Raw genomic sequence first — 15,952 nt, 5'->3', positions numbered from 1 at the left:
CCTCTGTTTAGTCATCTGGTACGCAAACATATTCACTTTATATGCACATACAGTGAATATCGTCAGGTTGTAACTCGTTGATATTCCGTCACCGCCCTCCGTTTATGCACTTTTTTCGCTGGCTGGCACGAAGCCTGCAATCTACATTTACACCGCAAATACTATATTTATTAACATATAAATAACCTTTTATTTACCGTTGAGGTCGCTATGTCTCTGTCAATTACGCGTGAAAATTTTGATGAATGGATGATGCCCGTATACGCTCCGGCCCCTTTTATTCCGGTGCGTGGCGAAGGTTCACGTCTGTGGGATCAGCAGGGTAAAGAGTATATCGATTTCGCGGGAGGCATTGCGGTTAACGCGCTGGGTCATGCACATCCGGCATTGCGCGAGGCATTAAACGACCAGGCGAGCAAATTCTGGCATACGGGAAATGGCTACACCAACGAGCCGGTGCTGCGCCTGGCGAAAAAGCTGATTGATGCCACTTTTGCCGAGCGCATTTTCTTCTGTAACTCTGGCGCAGAAGCTAACGAAGCGGCATTAAAACTGGCACGTAAATATGCCCACGATCGTTTTGGTAGCCAGAAGAGCGGCATTGTGGCGTTTAAAAATGCTTTCCATGGTCGCACGCTGTTTACCGTCAGCGCCGGAGGACAGCCCGCCTATTCACAGGACTTCGCGCCGCTGCCGCCGGATATCCGCCATGCCGTGTATAACGATCTCGACTCTGCCGGTCAACTGATTGATGACAACACCTGTGCGGTTATTGTGGAGCCGGTGCAGGGAGAAGGTGGCGTAGTGCCGGCAACAAACGCCTTTTTGCAGGGGTTGCGTGAATTATGCGATCGCCATAATGCGCTGTTGATTTTTGATGAAGTTCAGACCGGAGTTGGTCGTACCGGCGAACTGTATGCCTACATGCACTACGGCGTTACGCCGGACCTGCTGACGACAGCAAAAGCGCTGGGCGGTGGTTTCCCCATCGGCGCACTGCTGGCGACAGAGCGTTGCGCCAGTGTGATGACGGTCGGTACGCACGGTACAACCTATGGCGGAAACCCGCTGGCCACTGCGGTGGCGGGAAAACTGCTGGAAATTGTTAACACGCCGGAAGTGCTTAACGGAGTGAAACAGCGTCACGACTGGTTTGTGGAGCGTATTAACGCCATTAACGAACGTTTTGGACTGTTTAGTGAAATTCGTGGACTCGGACTGCTGATTGGCTGTGTGCTGAACGCGGAATTTGCCGGGAAAGCAAAACTCATCTCGCAAGAAGCGGCGGTTGCCGGAGTGATGGTGCTGATTGCTGGCGCTAATGTGGTGCGGTTTGCGCCAGCGTTAAACGTCAGCGAAGAAGAAATCGCCACCGGACTGGATCGCTTTGCGCTGGCCTGCGAACGCATTAAAGCAGGAGGTTCATCATGATGGTGATTCGTCCCATTGAACGCGCTGATATCACCGCGCTGATGCAGCTTGCCAGTAAGACCGGCGGCGGGTTGACCTCGCTACCGGCGAATGAAGCTACGCTGATGGCGCGTATCGAACGTTCGCTACAAACCTGGCGCGGTGAGTTGCCCAAAAGTGAGCAGGGATATGTGTTTGTGCTTGAAGACAGCGCCAGCGGAACCGTGGCGGGGATTTGCGCCATTGAGGTGGCGGTGGGGCTTAACGATCCCTGGTACAACTACCGGGTCGGTACTCTGGTGCACGCCTCGAAAGAGCTGAACGTGTATAACGCGCTGCCGACGCTGTTTCTGAGTAACGATCACACGGGCAGTAGCGAGCTTTGTTCTCTGTTTCTCGATCCGGACTGGCGTAAAGAAGGCAACGGCTATTTGTTGTCGAAGTCGCGCTTTATGTTTATGGCGGCCTTTCGTGACCGGTTCAATGAGAAGGTCGTGGCCGAGATGCGCGGCGTGATCGATGAGCACGGCTACTCTCCGTTTTGGCAAAGCCTCGGCAAACGTTTTTTCTCAATGGAGTTCAGCCGGGCGGATTTTCTCTGCGGAACCGGGCAAAAAGCCTTTATTGCTGAACTGATGCCTAAGCATCCGATTTATACCCATTTCCTGTCTGACGAAGCGCAAAGCGTGATTGGTCAGGTGCATCCGCAAACGGCTCCTGCGCGGGCGGTGCTGGAGAAAGAAGGATTTCGCTACCGCAACTACGTCGATATTTTCGACGGCGGACCGACCCTGGAATGCGATATTGACCGGGTACGGGCTATCCGTAAAAGCAGGCTGGTGGAGGTGGCTGAAGGGCAGCCTGCGCCGGGCGACTATCCTGCTTGTCTGGTTGCCAATGAAAATTATCAAAATTTCCGCGTCATGTTGGTTCGTGCCGACCCGGATACTCAGCGTCTGGTGCTGACGGCGGCGCAACTGGACGCCCTGAAATGTCACGCGGGCGACCATGTACGTTTTGTGCGTCTTTGTGCAGAGGAGAAAACAGCATGACATTATGGATAAACGGCGACTGGGTGACGGGGCTGGGTGAGCGTCGGGTGAAAACCAATCCCGTAAGCGGTGATGTGCTGTGGCAGGGGAATGATGCCGATGCAGCCCAGGTAGCGCAGGCGTGCCGGGCCGCGCGCGCAGCCTTTGCCAGTTGGGCTAAACAGCCCTTTGGCGCACGCCAGGCCATTGTTGAAAAATTTGCCTCATTGCTGGAAAGCAATAAAGCCGAACTCACACAGATTATCGCCCGGGAAACCGGCAAACCCCGTTGGGAAGCCGCTACGGAACTGACGGCGATGATCAATAAAATTGCCATCTCCGTGAAAGCCTGGCATGCGCGTACCGGAGAGCATCACAGCGAATTACCGGATGGCGCAGCGACGTTGCGCCATCGCCCGCACGGCGTGCTGGCGGTTTTTGGCCCGTATAACTTCCCTGGCCATTTACCCAATGGTCATATTGTTCCGGCACTGCTGGCAGGCAACACATTGATTTTCAAACCCAGCGAGCTGACGCCGTGGACCGGTGAAGCCGTGACAAAGCTGTGGGAGCAGGCGGGATTGCCGCCGGGTGTGCTGAACCTGGTGCAGGGCGGTCGCGATACGGGACAGGCGCTGAGCGCGCAGGACGATCTTGATGGCCTGCTGTTTACCGGCAGTGCCAATACGGGTTATCAACTGCATCGACAGCTATCCGGCCAGCCGGAAAAAATCCTCGCTCTGGAGATGGGGGGCAACAACCCGCTGATTATTGAGAACCCGGAAGATATTGATGCCGCAGTGCATCTGACTATTCAGTCCGCGTTTGTCACCGCCGGACAGCGTTGTACCTGCGCCCGTCGCCTGTTAGTTAAAAAAGGCGCGCAGGGGGATGCGTTCCTGACGCGCCTGGTGGACGTCAGCCAGCGTTTAATGCCCGGCAACTGGGATGCAGAACCGCAGCCATTTATTGGCGGGCTGATTTCCGAACAGGCCGCGCGGCATGTCTATGATGCCTGGCAGCGTCTGGAATCGTTAGGGGGCCGAACGCTATTAGCGCCACGTCTGGTGCAAGCCGGAACGTCACTGCTCACCCCTGGGATCATCGAACTGACCGGGGCGGCGAACGTACCCGATGAAGAGGTCTTTGGACCGCTGCTTGGCGTCTGGCGTTATGACAGCTTTGATGACGCAATTCGTATGGCGAACAACACCCGCTTTGGATTGTCGTGTGGGTTGGTTTCCCCCGATCGCAGCCAGTTTGATCAACTGCTGCTCGAGGCGCGGGCCGGGATCGTCAACTGGAATAAGCCGTTAACCGGCGCGGCGAGTACAGCGCCGTTTGGCGGCGTTGGCGCTTCCGGGAACCATCGCGCCAGCGCGTGGTATGCCGCAGATTATTGCGCCTGGCCGATGGCAAGTCTGGAATCACCGGCCTTAACGCTGCCAACGACGCTTAGCCCCGGCCTGGATTTTTCTCGCGAGGATAAGCTATGAAAGCCCGTGAGGTAAATTTTGATGGTCTGGTGGGGCTGACCCACCACTATGCGGGGCTGTCATTTGGTAATGAGGCCTCAACCAAACATCGTTTTCAGCTATCGAACCCGCGTCTGGCGGCGAAGCAGGGTCTGCTAAAGATGAAAGCGCTGGCGGATGCGGGATTTCCCCAGGCGGTGATCCCGCCTCATGAGCGGCCGTATATTCCGGTGCTGCGTCAGTTGGGCTTTACCGGCCGCGACGAACAGATACTGGAGAACGTGGCGCGTCAGGCGCCTCACTGGCTCTCCAGCGCCAGCTCCGCATCGTCTATGTGGGTGGCGAATGCGGCAACGGTCTGCCCTTCAGCCGATGCGCTGGACGGGAAAGTGCATCTGACGGTGGCGAATCTGAATAATAAGTTTCACCGTTCGCTGGAAGCGCCGACCACCGAAGCGTTGCTACGGGCGATTTTCCGTGATGAGAATAGTTTTACGGTCCACGGTGCGTTACCCCAGGTTGCACTATTCGGTGATGAAGGTGCGGCAAACCATAACCGCCTCGGCGGGGATTACGGCGACCCTGGCGTACAGCTGTTTGTTTACGGTCGTGAAGAAGGGAATGCGTCCCATCCGAAGCGCTATCCGGCGAGGCAATCCCGTGAGGCCAGCGAGGCGGTCGCCCGACTGAATCAAGTTAACCCGCATCAGCGCATTTTTGCCCAGCAAAACCCGGACGTTATCGATCTTGGCGTGTTTCATAACGATGTGATTGCGGTGTCGAATCGCCAGGTACTGTTTTGTCATCAGTTGGCGTTTGTCAGACAGCAGGCGTTGTTCGAGCAGTTACGCAGTCAGGTGGCAGGTTTTACCCCGCTGGAAGTCCCGGCTGCGGAAGTGTCGGTGCAGGATGCGGTGACTACCTATCTGTTTAACAGCCAGTTACTGAGCCGTGATGACGGTTCGATGATGCTGGTCCTGCCGCAGGAGTGTCGGGAGCATGCGGGCGTGTGGCGGTATTTGAACCATCTGCTCGAGGAAGACAATCCGATCGATGACCTGCAGGTATTCGATCTGCGTGAAAGTATGTCCAATGGCGGCGGTCCGGCATGTCTGCGCCTGAGAGTGGTGCTTACGCCACAGGAGCTGCAGGCCGTAAATCCGGCGGTTATCATGAACGATACGCTGTTTAACACGCTGAATAATTGGGTCGACCGTTACTATCGCGATCGTCTTACCGCCGCCGACCTTGCCGACCCGCAGCTGTTGCGTGAGGGGCGTGAAGCGCTGGATACGTTGACGCAATTGCTCAACCTCGGCTCTGTGTATCCCTTCCAGCAGGAGAGGACCAGCCATGGATAATTTTCTGGCCCAGACGCTGGCAGGGATAACCCCCGAGACAACCGAGGGCACAGCTCGCGGCTTTTCCTGGCAGTGGATTGGTCATGGGATTCTGGAGCTGACGCCGGACACTCCGGCGGAATATTCGCTGGTGCTGTCTGCGGGGATCCACGGCAATGAAACGGCCCCGGTAGAGATACTTGATTCAATTCTCTCCAGGCTGTTTAGCGGTGAACTAACGCTGACATGGCGGCTGCTGGTGATTCTGGGGAACCCGCAGGCGCTGGCGGCGGGACAACGTTATTGTCATAGCGACCTGAACCGTATGTTTGGCGGCCGTTGGCAGATTTTTGCCGCGAGTGAAGAAACGCACCGAGCCCATCAGCTTGAACTATGTCTGGAGGATTTTTATTCGCGGGCGAAAGAGCCAGTCCGCTGGCATCTGGATCTGCACACCGCGATTCGCGGTTCGCAGCATCTGCGCTTTGGCGTGTTGCCACAACGCAACGTTGCCTGGGACGAAGATTTTTTGGGATGGCTGGGAGAGGCAGGGCTGGAGGCGCTGGTTTTCCATCAGACACCTGGCGGCACGTTCACCCATTTTAGCGCTGAACATTTTGGCGCGCTGGCCTGCACGCTGGAACTGGGTAAAGCGCTGCCGTTTGGACAAAACGATCTGACTCAGTTTGCGCTGACGGCAGATGCGCTGGCGAAGCTGCTAAAGGGCGAGCGAATGTCACCGGGAGAAACATCTCCGCTGCGTTACCGCGTGGTGTCGCAAATCACGCGGCGTAGCGACGATTTCATTCTTCACATGGATAACCAGACGCTCAACTTTACCCCTTTTACAGAGGGCACCTTGCTGGCGCAGGACGGTGATGAACGTTTTACCGTCACCCATGATGTTGAATACGTTCTTTTTCCAAATCCAAACGTGGCCTGTGGTTTACGTGCCGGATTGATGCTCGAAAAATTGTGACAAATATATATGCCCTTTTGGTTTATCCCTAAGGGCTTATTTTTGCGTGCTGTTTTTATTTATTACGGATTATTCCTGGTGAATTGCTTTCTTAATAATCAGGGATGAGGTATAGTTCTTCATAATCCCTTCAAAATCATCCTGTTGTAATTTTTTATTGCAACTTTGCGCAATTTATTCTTTTTTTCTCCATAATTGATGAAAGTTTGTTTTTTACACTTTCATTGTTTTACCGTTGCTCTGATTAATTGACGCTTAAGCCGGTAAAGTTAATCTCGTCAACACGACATCACATTGCATAAGAGTCGCATGAGTGTCGTAAAAATAACTGAAAGAAAGGATAGAAATTATGCGTAAACTGACTGCTCTGTTTGTTGCCTCTACCCTGGCGCTGGGCGCTGCTAACCTGGCCCACGCCGCTGACACGACAACAGCTGCGCCAGCTGATGCCAAACCAATGATGCACCACAACGGTAAGTTTGCCCCGCATCACGACATGATGTTTAAAGACCTGAACCTGACCGATGCGCAGAAACAGCAGATTCGCGAGATCATGAAAGGTCAGCGCGATCAGATGAAACGTCCACCGCTGGAAGAGCGCCGCGCAATGCACGACATCATCGCTAGCGATAGCTTCGATAAAGCGAAAGCGGAAGCGCAGATTGCGAAGATGGAAGAACAGCGCAAAGCCAACATGCTGGCGCACATGGAAACCCAGAACAAGATTTACAACATTCTGACCCCGGAACAGAAAAAGCAGTTTAATGCCAATTTTGAGAAGCGTCTGACAGAACGTGCCGCGCAGAAGGGTAAAATGCCGCAAGCTGCTGAGTAATCGTTCAGCGTCTACACTATATCATTCACGCTGTGTGTGCTGATTGCCGCACAGTGTGAAACCAAACTCAAGACCGCCGCTCTTGTCCACAACACGTTTAACGAGGTGGGCAGGATCGGCGGTTTTTTCTTTGCTGCCTCTTGCACCGCGCTTGTGACACGTTATTCTCCTGAAGCCCGCGAAAATTCCACCTGGAGGGCGCGTTGTTCTTTTTTGCAAAACACCGGGTTCATCGCTAAGGCAAATCAACTCTGCTGCCGATAACAATAATCTGCAGGGTGAACATAACAATGATGATTTATGGCTGCCTGTTTACGGTGGGCTGCCGTGCTGCGCCTTTCTGGAGGGATGATGGAATACTTTGATATCCGCAAAATGCCGGTCAATCTGTGGCGAAATGGTGCGGGAGAAACGCGTGAGATTTGCTGTTTTCCGCCAGCAACACGAGATTTTCACTGGCGGGCGAGTATCGCCTCCATCGCAGCGAATGGGGAGTTTTCTCTTTTTCCCGGCGTAGAACGCGTGATTACCCTGCTGGAAGGCGGAGAAGTGACACTGGAAGAGCCGAACACCTTCACGCATACCCTGAAACAGCATCAGCCTTTTACCTTTGCCGGTGACAAGGTGGTAAAAGCGAAGCTGACGGAAGGGCAGATGTCGATGGATTTTAATATCATGACCCGACGGGATGTCTGCCAGGCAAAAGTCAGAGTTGCCGATCGCACCTTTACGACCTTTGGTTCGCGCGGCGGCGTGGTGTTTGTTATCAGCGGAGCCTGGCAACTGGGTGATAAGTTGTTGACCGTCGATCAGGGTGCAAGCTGGCACGACGGTAAACACACGTTACGACTGCTGGAGCGCGAGGGGAAACTGCTGTTCAGCGAGATTAACTGGATGCCGGGGCATTCTCCGGACTCAGTTCAATAATGTCATATTGACCAGACAGAATTGGCCGGCAGAGAATTTTGTAGCCATCTTGATCAAAGCCGGCCGGCATTCGCGCGAGTGTAGCTGCCTCATCCAGCGTTGAAACGGCTCCCAGCCACAGCCAGTTATTGATGATATGGTACTGCGTCATTTCAGCGCGGGTTTCCTGCAGCGCAATGGCATTGCTCCACGGCCAGCAGATTACGCGCACTCTTTCCAGGGCTTCTACCAGACGCAAATGATGCGCTTCAGGGCTTTCTTTCCCACAGCAGGCTCCGGCGCAGCGTTTAAGCGCGGAGCGAAAACAGGCGCGCCCGTGGCTGAGGGGTTCCAGCCCCAACAGGCCGTAGCACAGCTGTTGTTCATCGGCGAGGCTTTGCAGCGTCTGTAGCGCCGCGCGGCGGTTGGCAAACAGGCCAAACAGATTGGGGGCGTGGGAGAAATCAATATCTCGTGCATAAACCACCTGAACCGTTCGATCGGTAAGCTGCAAGGCACACAGCTGGCGATTGCGTCGCAGCCGTTTGTTAAACAGGGGCTGCTGTTCTTTGATAAGCCGCGCTTCCAGCAGCAGGGCGCCAATTTCTCCGGCCGTACAAATCCAGCTAATGCGCCTGGCCTGACGCAGCATACTCGCTTCGTCTGCGGTACGCAGATGCGCCAGCACACGGCTGCGAATATTGACGCTTTTACCAATATAAAGCGGCATGGTGTCGCTATCACTGTGAAACAGATAGACGCCTGGCGCGGTGGGAAGCGCACTCAAAAACGGGCGCAGGTGCTCGGGATATTCATAGATTGCCGCTGCCTCAAATGTCAGACGAGGGGCTGATTGACGCTGTACCACTGTTGACTCCAGATGCTGGTTATTCATCCAGTATAGCAGTTTGAGGACGCTTAAAAAAGCGGCATGAGATTCAGCAGGCTAATGCCAGATAGTGCCAATCCTGGCGCTACCCGGCATTTTGAAGGGAAAAGGATTACGCTTTTTTCCAGAAATCATCAAACACGGTGATCGGGGTGCGACGTTTATGCTCAGTTTTCACGTACCAGCCTTCAATTTTTTTTGCGACGTCGGCATCCAGCGTTTTTCCTTCCAGATAGTCGTCGATGTTGTCGTAAGTGACGCCCAGTGCGGCTTCATCCGGCAGAGAAGGGCGATCGTCCTCGAGGTCAGCAGTTGGTGCTTTCTTATATAAGTGCTCCGGGCACCCCAGCGCGGCGAGCAGTTGTTTGCCCTGGCGCTTGTTCAGACGAAATAGTGGGTTAATGTCGGTACCGCCATCGCCGTACTTAGTGAAAAATCCGGTGATGGCTTCTGCAGCATGATCGGTACCCACGACAACCCCGCTGGTCATGCCGGCGATACTGTATTGTGCCTTCATACGTTCACGGGCTTTTTCATTGCCACGCACAAAATCGCTCAGTTCGATACCCGCTTCACGCAGGGCCTGCTCGCTGGCCAGCACCGCGCCCTTAATATTGACGGTCAGTACGCGGTCCGGTTGAATAAAGGCGATGGCATCCTGGCAGTCCTGCTCATCGGCCTGAACACCATACGGTAGGCGTACGGCAATAAACTGCAGTGCGTCATTACCCGTTTCTTTTCGCAGCTCGGTGATAGCCATCTGGCACAGTTTTCCCGCGAGCGTTGAGTCCTGTCCGCCGCTAATTCCCAACACCAGCGATTTCAGAAAGGGGTAGGTCTGCAGATACGATTTCAGGAAATCCACGCTGCGGCGAATTTCTTCTTCTGCATCGATGTGTGGTTTTGCGCCAAGCGCCTGGATTATCTCTTGCTGCAGAGTCATTTAACCCCCTCCGAAAAATAAAATGATCAAAAAAATGATGTGTTAAAGCTAACGCGTTGAGGCCCAAACGACAAGGGATGCGAGCCTGATATAGCATCATTTTGTTTTAATAGAATTTTCCGAAACCACCTAAGTATCCTCTGATTGCTTGAAAAATGCGTTGTTGTGCTCCAGGCTTATATAACACGCTGAAATACAAGAGGACGGAATATGAACAAGAATCTAACAGGAATTCTGAGCGCAGCGGCTGTTTTGACTATGCTGGCAGGGTGTACGGCCTACGATCGTACGAAAGACCAATTTGTTCAGCCCGTGGTGAAAGATGTGAAGAAAGGGATGAGCCGGGCACAGGTAGCGCAGATTGCCGGTAAACCGTCTTCCGAAGTCAGTATGATCCATGCGCGTGGGACGTGTCAGACCTACATCCTGGGTCAACGAGATGGTAAAGCTGAGACCTATTTTGTTGCTTTAGATGACACCGGACACGTGATTAACTCTGGCTACCAGACCTGCGCAGAGTACGACACCGACCCGCAGGCAGCGAAGAAGTAACAACTGTTTATTGCCTGAGCACTCGGGAAAACCGGCCACTGCGCCGGTTTTTTTATGTCACACGATCTTAATTATTGACGCGAATTATTTACCTGAAGTGTGAGGGGGGTCATAACGCCAGGTCAAGGAGAGACAATTTAGTTGGTCAAGGAAATACCATCCGCCGGTGCAATCCCGTATACTCATTTCAGCCACCTAAAAAAGTAATTTAGCTGACGCAAGTTACCCAGAGCATGGATGCAGGTTAGGGCTTGCGGAGTGTCTGGTGACAGATAATCGCACATGAGGATCGTTTTAATGGAAAAGAAACACATTTATCTGTTTTGTTCTGCGGGCATGTCGACTTCATTGTTGGTTTCGAAGATGCGTGCTCAGGCCGAAAAATACGAAGTACCGGTTATTATTGAAGCGTTTCCTGAAACGCTGGCCGGAGAAAAAGGTCCAGTGGCCGATGTTGTATTATTAGGTCCACAAATTGCTTATATGTTGCCCGAAATTCAGCGTTTGTTACCCAACAAGCCTGTGGAAGTGATTGACTCGCTGCTGTATGGCAAAGTCGATGGTTTAGGCGTGCTTAAGGCTGCGGTTGCAGCAATTAAAAAAGCCGCAGCAAATTAATTATTTTATTTTAATTTTTCCCGTCAAAGAGTTATTTCATTAACATTCACCGCAATTATTAATTGCGGTATTTAAGGGTATTTTTCTATGAGTAACGCTATTGCTTCACTTGAAAAGGTACTCCTTCCTTTTGCTGTAAAAATTGGAAAGCAGCCACACGTTAATGCAATCAAAAACGGTTTTATTCGTTTAATGCCGTTAACCCTCGCAGGGGCCATGTTTGTATTAATCAATAACGTTTTCCTGAGCTTTGGGGAGGGGTCGTTTTTTTATTCAATGGGCATTCGACTTGATGCTTCAACTATTGAAACGCTGAATAGTTTGAAAGGCATTGGTGGAAACGTCTATAACGGCACGCTGGGTATCATGTCATTGATGGCGCCGTTCTTTATCGGTATGGCGCTGGCAGAAGAACGCAAAGTCGACTCTCTGGCTGCCGGGCTGTTATCCGTCGCCGCGTTTATGACCGTAACGCCATATAGCGTGGGTGAAGCCTATGCCGTTGGCGCGAACTGGCTCGGCGGTGCCAATATTATTTCCGGTATTATTATCGGCCTCGCGGTCGCGGAAATGTTCACCTTTGTGGTCCGTCGCAATTGGGTAATTAAATTACCTGATAGCGTACCGACATCCGTGTCGCGCTCTTTCTCTGCGCTGATTCCTGGCTTCCTTATCCTCTCCATTATGGGGATCATCGCCTGGGCATTGAACACCTGGGGTACGAACTTCCACCAGATCATCATGGATTCCATTTCAACTCCGCTGGCATCGCTGGGCAGCGTGGTGGGTTGGGCCTACGTGATTTTTGTTCCGCTGCTGTGGTTCTTCGGTATTCACGGTTCACTGGCGCTGACCGCGCTGGACAGCGGTATCATGACGCCATGGGCGCTGGAAAACATCTCCATTTACCAACAGTTTGGTTCCGTAGACGCCGCGCTGGAAGCCGGAAAGACCTTCCACGTCTGGGCGAAACCGATGCTCGACTCCTATATTTTCCTCGGGGGTAGCGGGGCTACGCTGGGGCTGATTATCGCTATCTTCCTGGCATCGCGTCGTCCGGATTATCGTCAGGTTGCTAAACTGGCACTGCCGTCAGGCCTGTTCCAGATTAACGAACCTATCCTGTTCGGTCTGCCGATCATCATGAACCCGGTGATGTTTATCCCGTTCATTCTGGTGCAGCCGATTCTGGCGGCGATTACGCTGGCAGCTTATTACTCCGGCATTATTCCACCGATTACCAACATCGCACCGTGGACCATGCCAACCGGTTTGGGCGCGTTCTTTAACACCAACGGTAGCGTCGCTGCTCTGCTGGTCGCGCTGTTCAACCTCGGTATCGCCACGCTGGTTTACCTGCCGTTCGTGGTGGTAGCCAACAAAGCGCAGAACGTTATTGATCAAGAAGAAAGCGAAGAAGATATCGCTAACGCATTGAAATTCTAAATTTAATCCGGCATGGCTTCACGGTCATGCCGGACTGAACCAGAGGAAAAAAGTATGTTGGATATCGAAAACATCGTCGACACGCAGTCAGAAGCAGAAGAACTCGAAGAAGTGGTGATGGGTCTCATCATCAACTCCGGTCAGGCGCGTAGCCTGGCGTATGGCGCGCTCAAAATGGCCAAGCAAGGCGATTTCGAGTCAGCTAAGGCTATGATGGACCAGTCTCGCCTGGCGCTGAATGAAGCGCACCTCGTGCAAACGAAACTGATTGAAGGCGATCAGGGCGAAGGTAAAATGAAAGTTAGCCTGGTGCTGGTTCATGCTCAGGACCACCTGATGACATCAATGCTGGCGCGTGAGCTGGTGACTGAACTGATTGAGCTTCACGAAAAGCTGAAATAGCGAGGAGTGCATAATGCAGCTACAGATTAACGCACCGGAAATTAAAACCGTCTATGAGCAGCAGCTGTTTAATGGCAAAAATTTCCATGTGTTCATCTATAACAAAACTGAGAGCATCAGCGGGCTGCATCAGCATGACTACTACGAATTTACCCTGGTTTTAACCGGGCGCTATTATCAGGAAATCAACGGTAAACGCGTATTGCTCGAACGCGGGGACTTTGTTTTTATTCCATTGGGATCGCACCACCAGAGTTTTTATGATTTTGGGGCGACAAGGATCCTGAACGTCGGTATCAGTAAACGCTTTTTTGAACAGCACTACCACCCGCTGCTGCCATTTTGTTTCGTTGCATCGCAGGTCTATCGGGCGAATAATTCGTTTCTCACCTACATTGAAACGGTTATTGCATCACTAAACTTTCGCGAGAGCGGACTGGATGAATTTGTAGAAGTGGTCACCTTCTATATTATTAACCGGTTGCGCCATCATCGCGAAGAGCAGGTGCTGGATGATATTCCGCAGTGGCTTAAAACCACCGTGGAGACCATGCATGACAAACGGCAGTTTAGCGAGAATGCGCTGGAAAACATGGTACACCTGTCCGCGAAATCCCAGGAGTATCTGACCCGCGCAACCCAGCGTTATTACAGCAAAACGCCGATGCAGATCATTAATGAAATCCGCATTAACTTTGCTAAAAAACAGCTGGAAATGACTAACTATTCTGTAACGGATATTGCTTACGAATCTGGCTACAGTAGTCCAAGTCTGTTTATTAAAACGTTTAAAAAGCTGACGTCATTTACACCTAATAGCTATCGTAAGAAATTAACTGAATTTAATCAGTAGATATTATTTGCCAATAACCCATTTTTTATAGCTTGCCCAAAATAGCGTCGGGACAGCCACGCTATACCTGACAAACGGGTTGAGCATAATACACGTCAGTGTTTTGACACTGAAGGGAGAAAGTATGAGCCAGAAATTAAAAGTCGTCACTATCGGTGGCGGGAGCAGCTACACCCCTGAGTTACTTGAAGGCTTTATTAAGCGCTATCATGAATTACCGGTTTCTGAATTGTGGCTGGTTGATGTCGACGATGGAAAAGAGAAGCTGGACATTATTTTTGACCTTTGCCAGCGCATGATCGATAAAGCTGGCGTGCCGATGAAGTTGTTTAAAACGCTGGACCGCCGTGAAGCGCTGAAAGATGCTGATTTCGTTACCACCCAGTTGCGCGTAGGGCAACTGAAAGCCCGCGAAAAGGATGAACGCATTCCGCTGAGCCACGGGTATCTGGGGCAGGAAACCAACGGCGCTGGTGGGCTGTTCAAAGGTCTGCGTACTATTCCGGTTATCTTTGATATTGTCAAAGATGTGGAAGAACTGTGCCCGAATGCGTGGGTGATTAACTTTACTAACCCGGCCGGGATGGTGACGGAAGCGGTCTATCGCCATACGAATTTTAAGAAATTCATCGGTGTATGTAATATTCCTGTCGGCATGAAAATGTTCATTAGCGATGTGCTGGCGCTGAAAGAGAGCGATGACTTATCCATCGATCTGTTCGGTCTGAACCATATGGTCTTTATTAAAGACGTACTGGTGAATGGTAAATCACGCTTTGATGAACTGTTGGATGGCGTGGCTTCAGGTCAACTGAAAGCCTCCACCGTGAAGAACATCTTCGATCTGCCGTTCAGTGAAGGGTTGATTCGCTCGCTGAAGCTGCTGCCGTGCTCATATTTGCTCTATTACTTCAAGCCAAAAGAGATGCTGGCGATTGAAATGGGTGAATACTATAAGGGCGGCGCTCGCGCTCAGGTGGTACAGAAAGTGGAGAAACAACTGTTTGATCTCTACAAAAAACCGGATTTGAACGTGAAACCGAAAGAGCTGGAACAGCGTGGTGGAGCCTATTACTCCGATGCGGCCTGTGAAGTGATCAACGCCATCTACAACGACAAACAGACCGAGCACTATGTCAACGTTCCACATCATGGGCATGTTGACAATATCCCGGCGGACTGGGCGGTTGAGATGACCTGTACACTGGGACGCAACGGCGCCACGCCGCACCCACGTATTACCCATTTTGATGAGAAAGTGCTCGGCCTTATCTATACCATTAAAGGCTTTGAAGTCGCGGCGAGCAATGCGGCACTGAGCGGCGAGCTGAATGATGTGCTGCTGGCGTTGAACCTGAGCCCGCTGGTGCATTCTGACAGCGATGCCGAGATTCTGGCGCGTGAGCTAATTCTGGCGCATGAAAAATGGCTGCCAAACTTCGCCGGGTGTATCGAGAAACTCAAAAGCGAACAACACTAACTGAGGTCGGCTATGGAACGCGTACTGATTGTAAATGCGGATGATTTTGGCCTGAGTAAAGGACAAAACTACGGCATTGTTGAAGCCTGTCGCAATGGCGTGGTCACCTCGACAACCGCACTGGTTAATGGCGCAGCCATTGACCATGCGGTACAGCTGAGTCGCGACATTCCTGAACTTGCCGTTGGGATGCATTTTGTTCTGACGCTGGGCAGGCCGTTGACGGCAATGCCAGGCCTTACTCGTGACGGGTTACTGGGAAAATGGATCTGGCAGATGGCTGAAGAAGACACCTTGCCGTTGGATGAAATTTCTCAGGAACTGGCCGCGCAGTATCAGCGTTTTATTGACCTGTTCGGGCGGGAGCCAACGCATCTGGATAGCCATCACCATGTGCATATGTTCCCGCAGATTTTCCCTATCGTGGCCGGGTTTGCTGCCCAACGGGGGATTGCGTTACGGATCGATCGTCAGACGGTATTCCAGGCGTCTGACTTTCCGCAGACGTTACGGACTTCCCAGGGATTCAGCAGCGAGTTTTATGGCGAAGCGATTTCTGAAGCCCTGTTTTTGCAAACGCTTGACGCGTCAGCAGACCGGGGAGAGTCCTCGCTGGAAGTGATGTGTCATCCGGCCTTTATCGATGACATTATTCGTCAAAGTGCCTACTGTTACCCCCGCTTAACTGAGCTCGACGTGCTGACGTCTCCGTCACTGAAATATGCTATTGCGGAGCGCGGTTATCGTCTTGGCAGTTTTCTGAACGTCTAACTCCTGAGTTTGCGGCGCATAA

Annotated in this window: 16 protein-coding genes; 14 read left to right on the top strand and 2 right to left on the bottom strand. The window is 52.2% G+C overall.

What is annotated here, in order from left to right:
* The first annotated feature begins 210 nt into the window (after positions 1 to 210).
* From astC to ves, 7 genes are all read left to right on the top strand, one after another.
* Complete coding sequence (astC, locus tag OGV93_RS20390) at positions 211 to 1,431, top strand: succinylornithine/acetylornithine transaminase (protein WP_131348429.1); 1,221 nt, start codon at positions 211 to 213, stop codon at positions 1,429 to 1,431.
* The gene (gene astA, locus OGV93_RS20385; protein WP_016152846.1) at positions 1,428 to 2,462 is read left to right on the top strand and encodes an arginine N-succinyltransferase; all 1,035 of its coding nucleotides are present in this window, start codon (positions 1,428 to 1,430) and stop codon (positions 2,460 to 2,462) included. Before astC ends, astA begins: the two co-directional genes overlap by 4 nt.
* Complete coding sequence (gene astD / locus OGV93_RS20380; RefSeq protein WP_049040428.1) at positions 2,459 to 3,937, top strand: succinylglutamate-semialdehyde dehydrogenase; 1,479 nt, start codon at positions 2,459 to 2,461, stop codon at positions 3,935 to 3,937. Before astA ends, astD begins: the two co-directional genes overlap by 4 nt.
* The gene (astB, locus tag OGV93_RS20375; RefSeq protein ID WP_153646481.1) at positions 3,934 to 5,277 is read left to right on the top strand and encodes an N-succinylarginine dihydrolase; all 1,344 of its coding nucleotides are present in this window, start codon (positions 3,934 to 3,936) and stop codon (positions 5,275 to 5,277) included. Before astD ends, astB begins: the two co-directional genes overlap by 4 nt.
* On the top strand, positions 5,270 to 6,235 hold the full coding sequence (astE, locus tag OGV93_RS20370) for a succinylglutamate desuccinylase (RefSeq protein WP_200047785.1): 966 nt from the start codon (positions 5,270 to 5,272) through the stop codon (positions 6,233 to 6,235). Before astB ends, astE begins: the two co-directional genes overlap by 8 nt.
* Positions 6,236 to 6,584: 349 nt before the next feature.
* Complete coding sequence (gene spy, locus OGV93_RS20365) at positions 6,585 to 7,070, top strand: ATP-independent periplasmic protein-refolding chaperone Spy (protein WP_003030629.1); 486 nt, start codon at positions 6,585 to 6,587, stop codon at positions 7,068 to 7,070.
* A gap of 351 nt (positions 7,071 to 7,421) precedes the next feature.
* Positions 7,422 to 7,997: an environmental stress-induced protein Ves gene (ves, locus tag OGV93_RS20360; protein ID WP_016152850.1), complete on the top strand. Its 576-nt coding sequence runs from the start codon at positions 7,422 to 7,424 to the stop codon at positions 7,995 to 7,997.
* Here ves and cho read toward each other — a convergent pair.
* Together cho and nadE are read right to left on the bottom strand one after the other, a co-directional pair.
* Positions 7,957 to 8,871 carry an excinuclease Cho gene (gene cho, locus OGV93_RS20355; RefSeq protein ID WP_131348439.1) on the bottom strand — a complete coding sequence of 305 codons (915 nt, stop codon included), beginning with the start codon at positions 8,869 to 8,871 and terminating at the stop codon, positions 7,957 to 7,959. The two genes, ves and cho, sit on opposite strands and share 41 nt — an antisense overlap.
* A 106-nt stretch (positions 8,872 to 8,977) precedes the next feature.
* Complete coding sequence (gene nadE / locus OGV93_RS20350) at positions 8,978 to 9,808, bottom strand: NAD(+) synthase (RefSeq protein WP_047498859.1); 831 nt, start codon at positions 9,806 to 9,808, stop codon at positions 8,978 to 8,980.
* Between the two features lie 210 nt (positions 9,809 to 10,018).
* Between nadE and osmE the strand changes: the two genes are divergently transcribed.
* From osmE to chbG, 7 genes are all read left to right on the top strand, one after another.
* Positions 10,019 to 10,360, top strand: coding sequence for an osmotically-inducible lipoprotein OsmE (gene osmE / locus OGV93_RS20345; protein ID WP_003030621.1), 342 nt, complete (start codon positions 10,019 to 10,021; stop codon positions 10,358 to 10,360).
* Positions 10,361 to 10,657: 297 nt separating this feature from the next.
* Positions 10,658 to 10,978, top strand: coding sequence for a PTS N,N'-diacetylchitobiose transporter subunit IIB (gene chbB, locus OGV93_RS20340; protein WP_003832547.1), 321 nt, complete (start codon positions 10,658 to 10,660; stop codon positions 10,976 to 10,978).
* An 87-nt stretch (positions 10,979 to 11,065) separates the two neighbouring features.
* Positions 11,066 to 12,424: a PTS N,N'-diacetylchitobiose transporter subunit IIC gene (gene chbC, locus OGV93_RS20335; protein ID WP_003030619.1), complete on the top strand. Its 1,359-nt coding sequence runs from the start codon at positions 11,066 to 11,068 to the stop codon at positions 12,422 to 12,424.
* A gap of 54 nt (positions 12,425 to 12,478) precedes the next feature.
* Positions 12,479 to 12,826, top strand: a complete 348-nt coding sequence (gene chbA, locus OGV93_RS20330) for a PTS N,N'-diacetylchitobiose transporter subunit IIA (RefSeq protein WP_003030618.1) — start codon at positions 12,479 to 12,481, stop codon at positions 12,824 to 12,826.
* A gap of 10 nt (positions 12,827 to 12,836) precedes the next feature.
* Positions 12,837 to 13,679 carry a transcriptional regulator ChbR gene (gene chbR / locus OGV93_RS20325; protein WP_085951046.1) on the top strand — a complete coding sequence of 281 codons (843 nt, stop codon included), beginning with the start codon at positions 12,837 to 12,839 and terminating at the stop codon, positions 13,677 to 13,679.
* A 124-nt stretch (positions 13,680 to 13,803) separates the two neighbouring features.
* Complete coding sequence (locus OGV93_RS20320; RefSeq protein WP_287110073.1) at positions 13,804 to 15,159, top strand: 6-phospho-beta-glucosidase; 1,356 nt, start codon at positions 13,804 to 13,806, stop codon at positions 15,157 to 15,159.
* Positions 15,160 to 15,171: 12 nt separating this feature from the next.
* The gene (gene chbG, locus OGV93_RS20315) at positions 15,172 to 15,930 is read left to right on the top strand and encodes a chitin disaccharide deacetylase (protein WP_019076632.1); all 759 of its coding nucleotides are present in this window, start codon (positions 15,172 to 15,174) and stop codon (positions 15,928 to 15,930) included.
* The last annotated feature ends 22 nt before the right edge of the window (positions 15,931 to 15,952 follow it).

The organism is Citrobacter sp. Cb031 (assembly GCF_030336725.1).
In the GTDB taxonomy this organism is placed as follows: Bacteria; Pseudomonadota; Gammaproteobacteria; order Enterobacterales; family Enterobacteriaceae; genus Citrobacter; species Citrobacter braakii.
The sequence above is the reverse complement of the archived record's forward strand: the minus strand, read 5'-3'. Positions and strand labels throughout refer to the sequence as shown.

Excerpts from the sequence above, each read along its gene's own strand:
- astB (WP_153646481.1), top strand. The coding sequence starts at position 3,934 with ATGAAAGCCCGTGAGGTAAATTTTGATGGTCTGGTGGGGCTGACCCAC.
- astE (WP_200047785.1), top strand. The coding sequence starts at position 5,270 with ATGGATAATTTTCTGGCCCAGACGCTGGCAGGGATAACCCCCGAGACA.
- chbC (WP_003030619.1), top strand. The coding sequence starts at position 11,066 with ATGAGTAACGCTATTGCTTCACTTGAAAAGGTACTCCTTCCTTTTGCT.
- astD (WP_049040428.1), top strand. The coding sequence starts at position 2,459 with ATGACATTATGGATAAACGGCGACTGGGTGACGGGGCTGGGTGAGCGT.
- nadE (WP_047498859.1), bottom strand. The coding sequence starts at position 9,808 with ATGACTCTGCAGCAAGAGATAATCCAGGCGCTTGGCGCAAAACCACAC.
- chbA (WP_003030618.1), top strand. The coding sequence starts at position 12,479 with ATGTTGGATATCGAAAACATCGTCGACACGCAGTCAGAAGCAGAAGAA.
- astA (WP_016152846.1), top strand. The coding sequence starts at position 1,428 with ATGATGGTGATTCGTCCCATTGAACGCGCTGATATCACCGCGCTGATG.
- spy (WP_003030629.1), top strand. The coding sequence starts at position 6,585 with ATGCGTAAACTGACTGCTCTGTTTGTTGCCTCTACCCTGGCGCTGGGC.
- OGV93_RS20320 (WP_287110073.1), top strand. The coding sequence starts at position 13,804 with ATGAGCCAGAAATTAAAAGTCGTCACTATCGGTGGCGGGAGCAGCTAC.
- ves (WP_016152850.1), top strand. The coding sequence starts at position 7,422 with ATGGAATACTTTGATATCCGCAAAATGCCGGTCAATCTGTGGCGAAAT.
- chbG (WP_019076632.1), top strand. The coding sequence starts at position 15,172 with ATGGAACGCGTACTGATTGTAAATGCGGATGATTTTGGCCTGAGTAAA.
- astC (WP_131348429.1), top strand. The coding sequence starts at position 211 with ATGTCTCTGTCAATTACGCGTGAAAATTTTGATGAATGGATGATGCCC.
- cho (WP_131348439.1), bottom strand. The coding sequence starts at position 8,871 with ATGAATAACCAGCATCTGGAGTCAACAGTGGTACAGCGTCAATCAGCC.
- osmE (WP_003030621.1), top strand. The coding sequence starts at position 10,019 with ATGAACAAGAATCTAACAGGAATTCTGAGCGCAGCGGCTGTTTTGACT.
- chbB (WP_003832547.1), top strand. The coding sequence starts at position 10,658 with ATGGAAAAGAAACACATTTATCTGTTTTGTTCTGCGGGCATGTCGACT.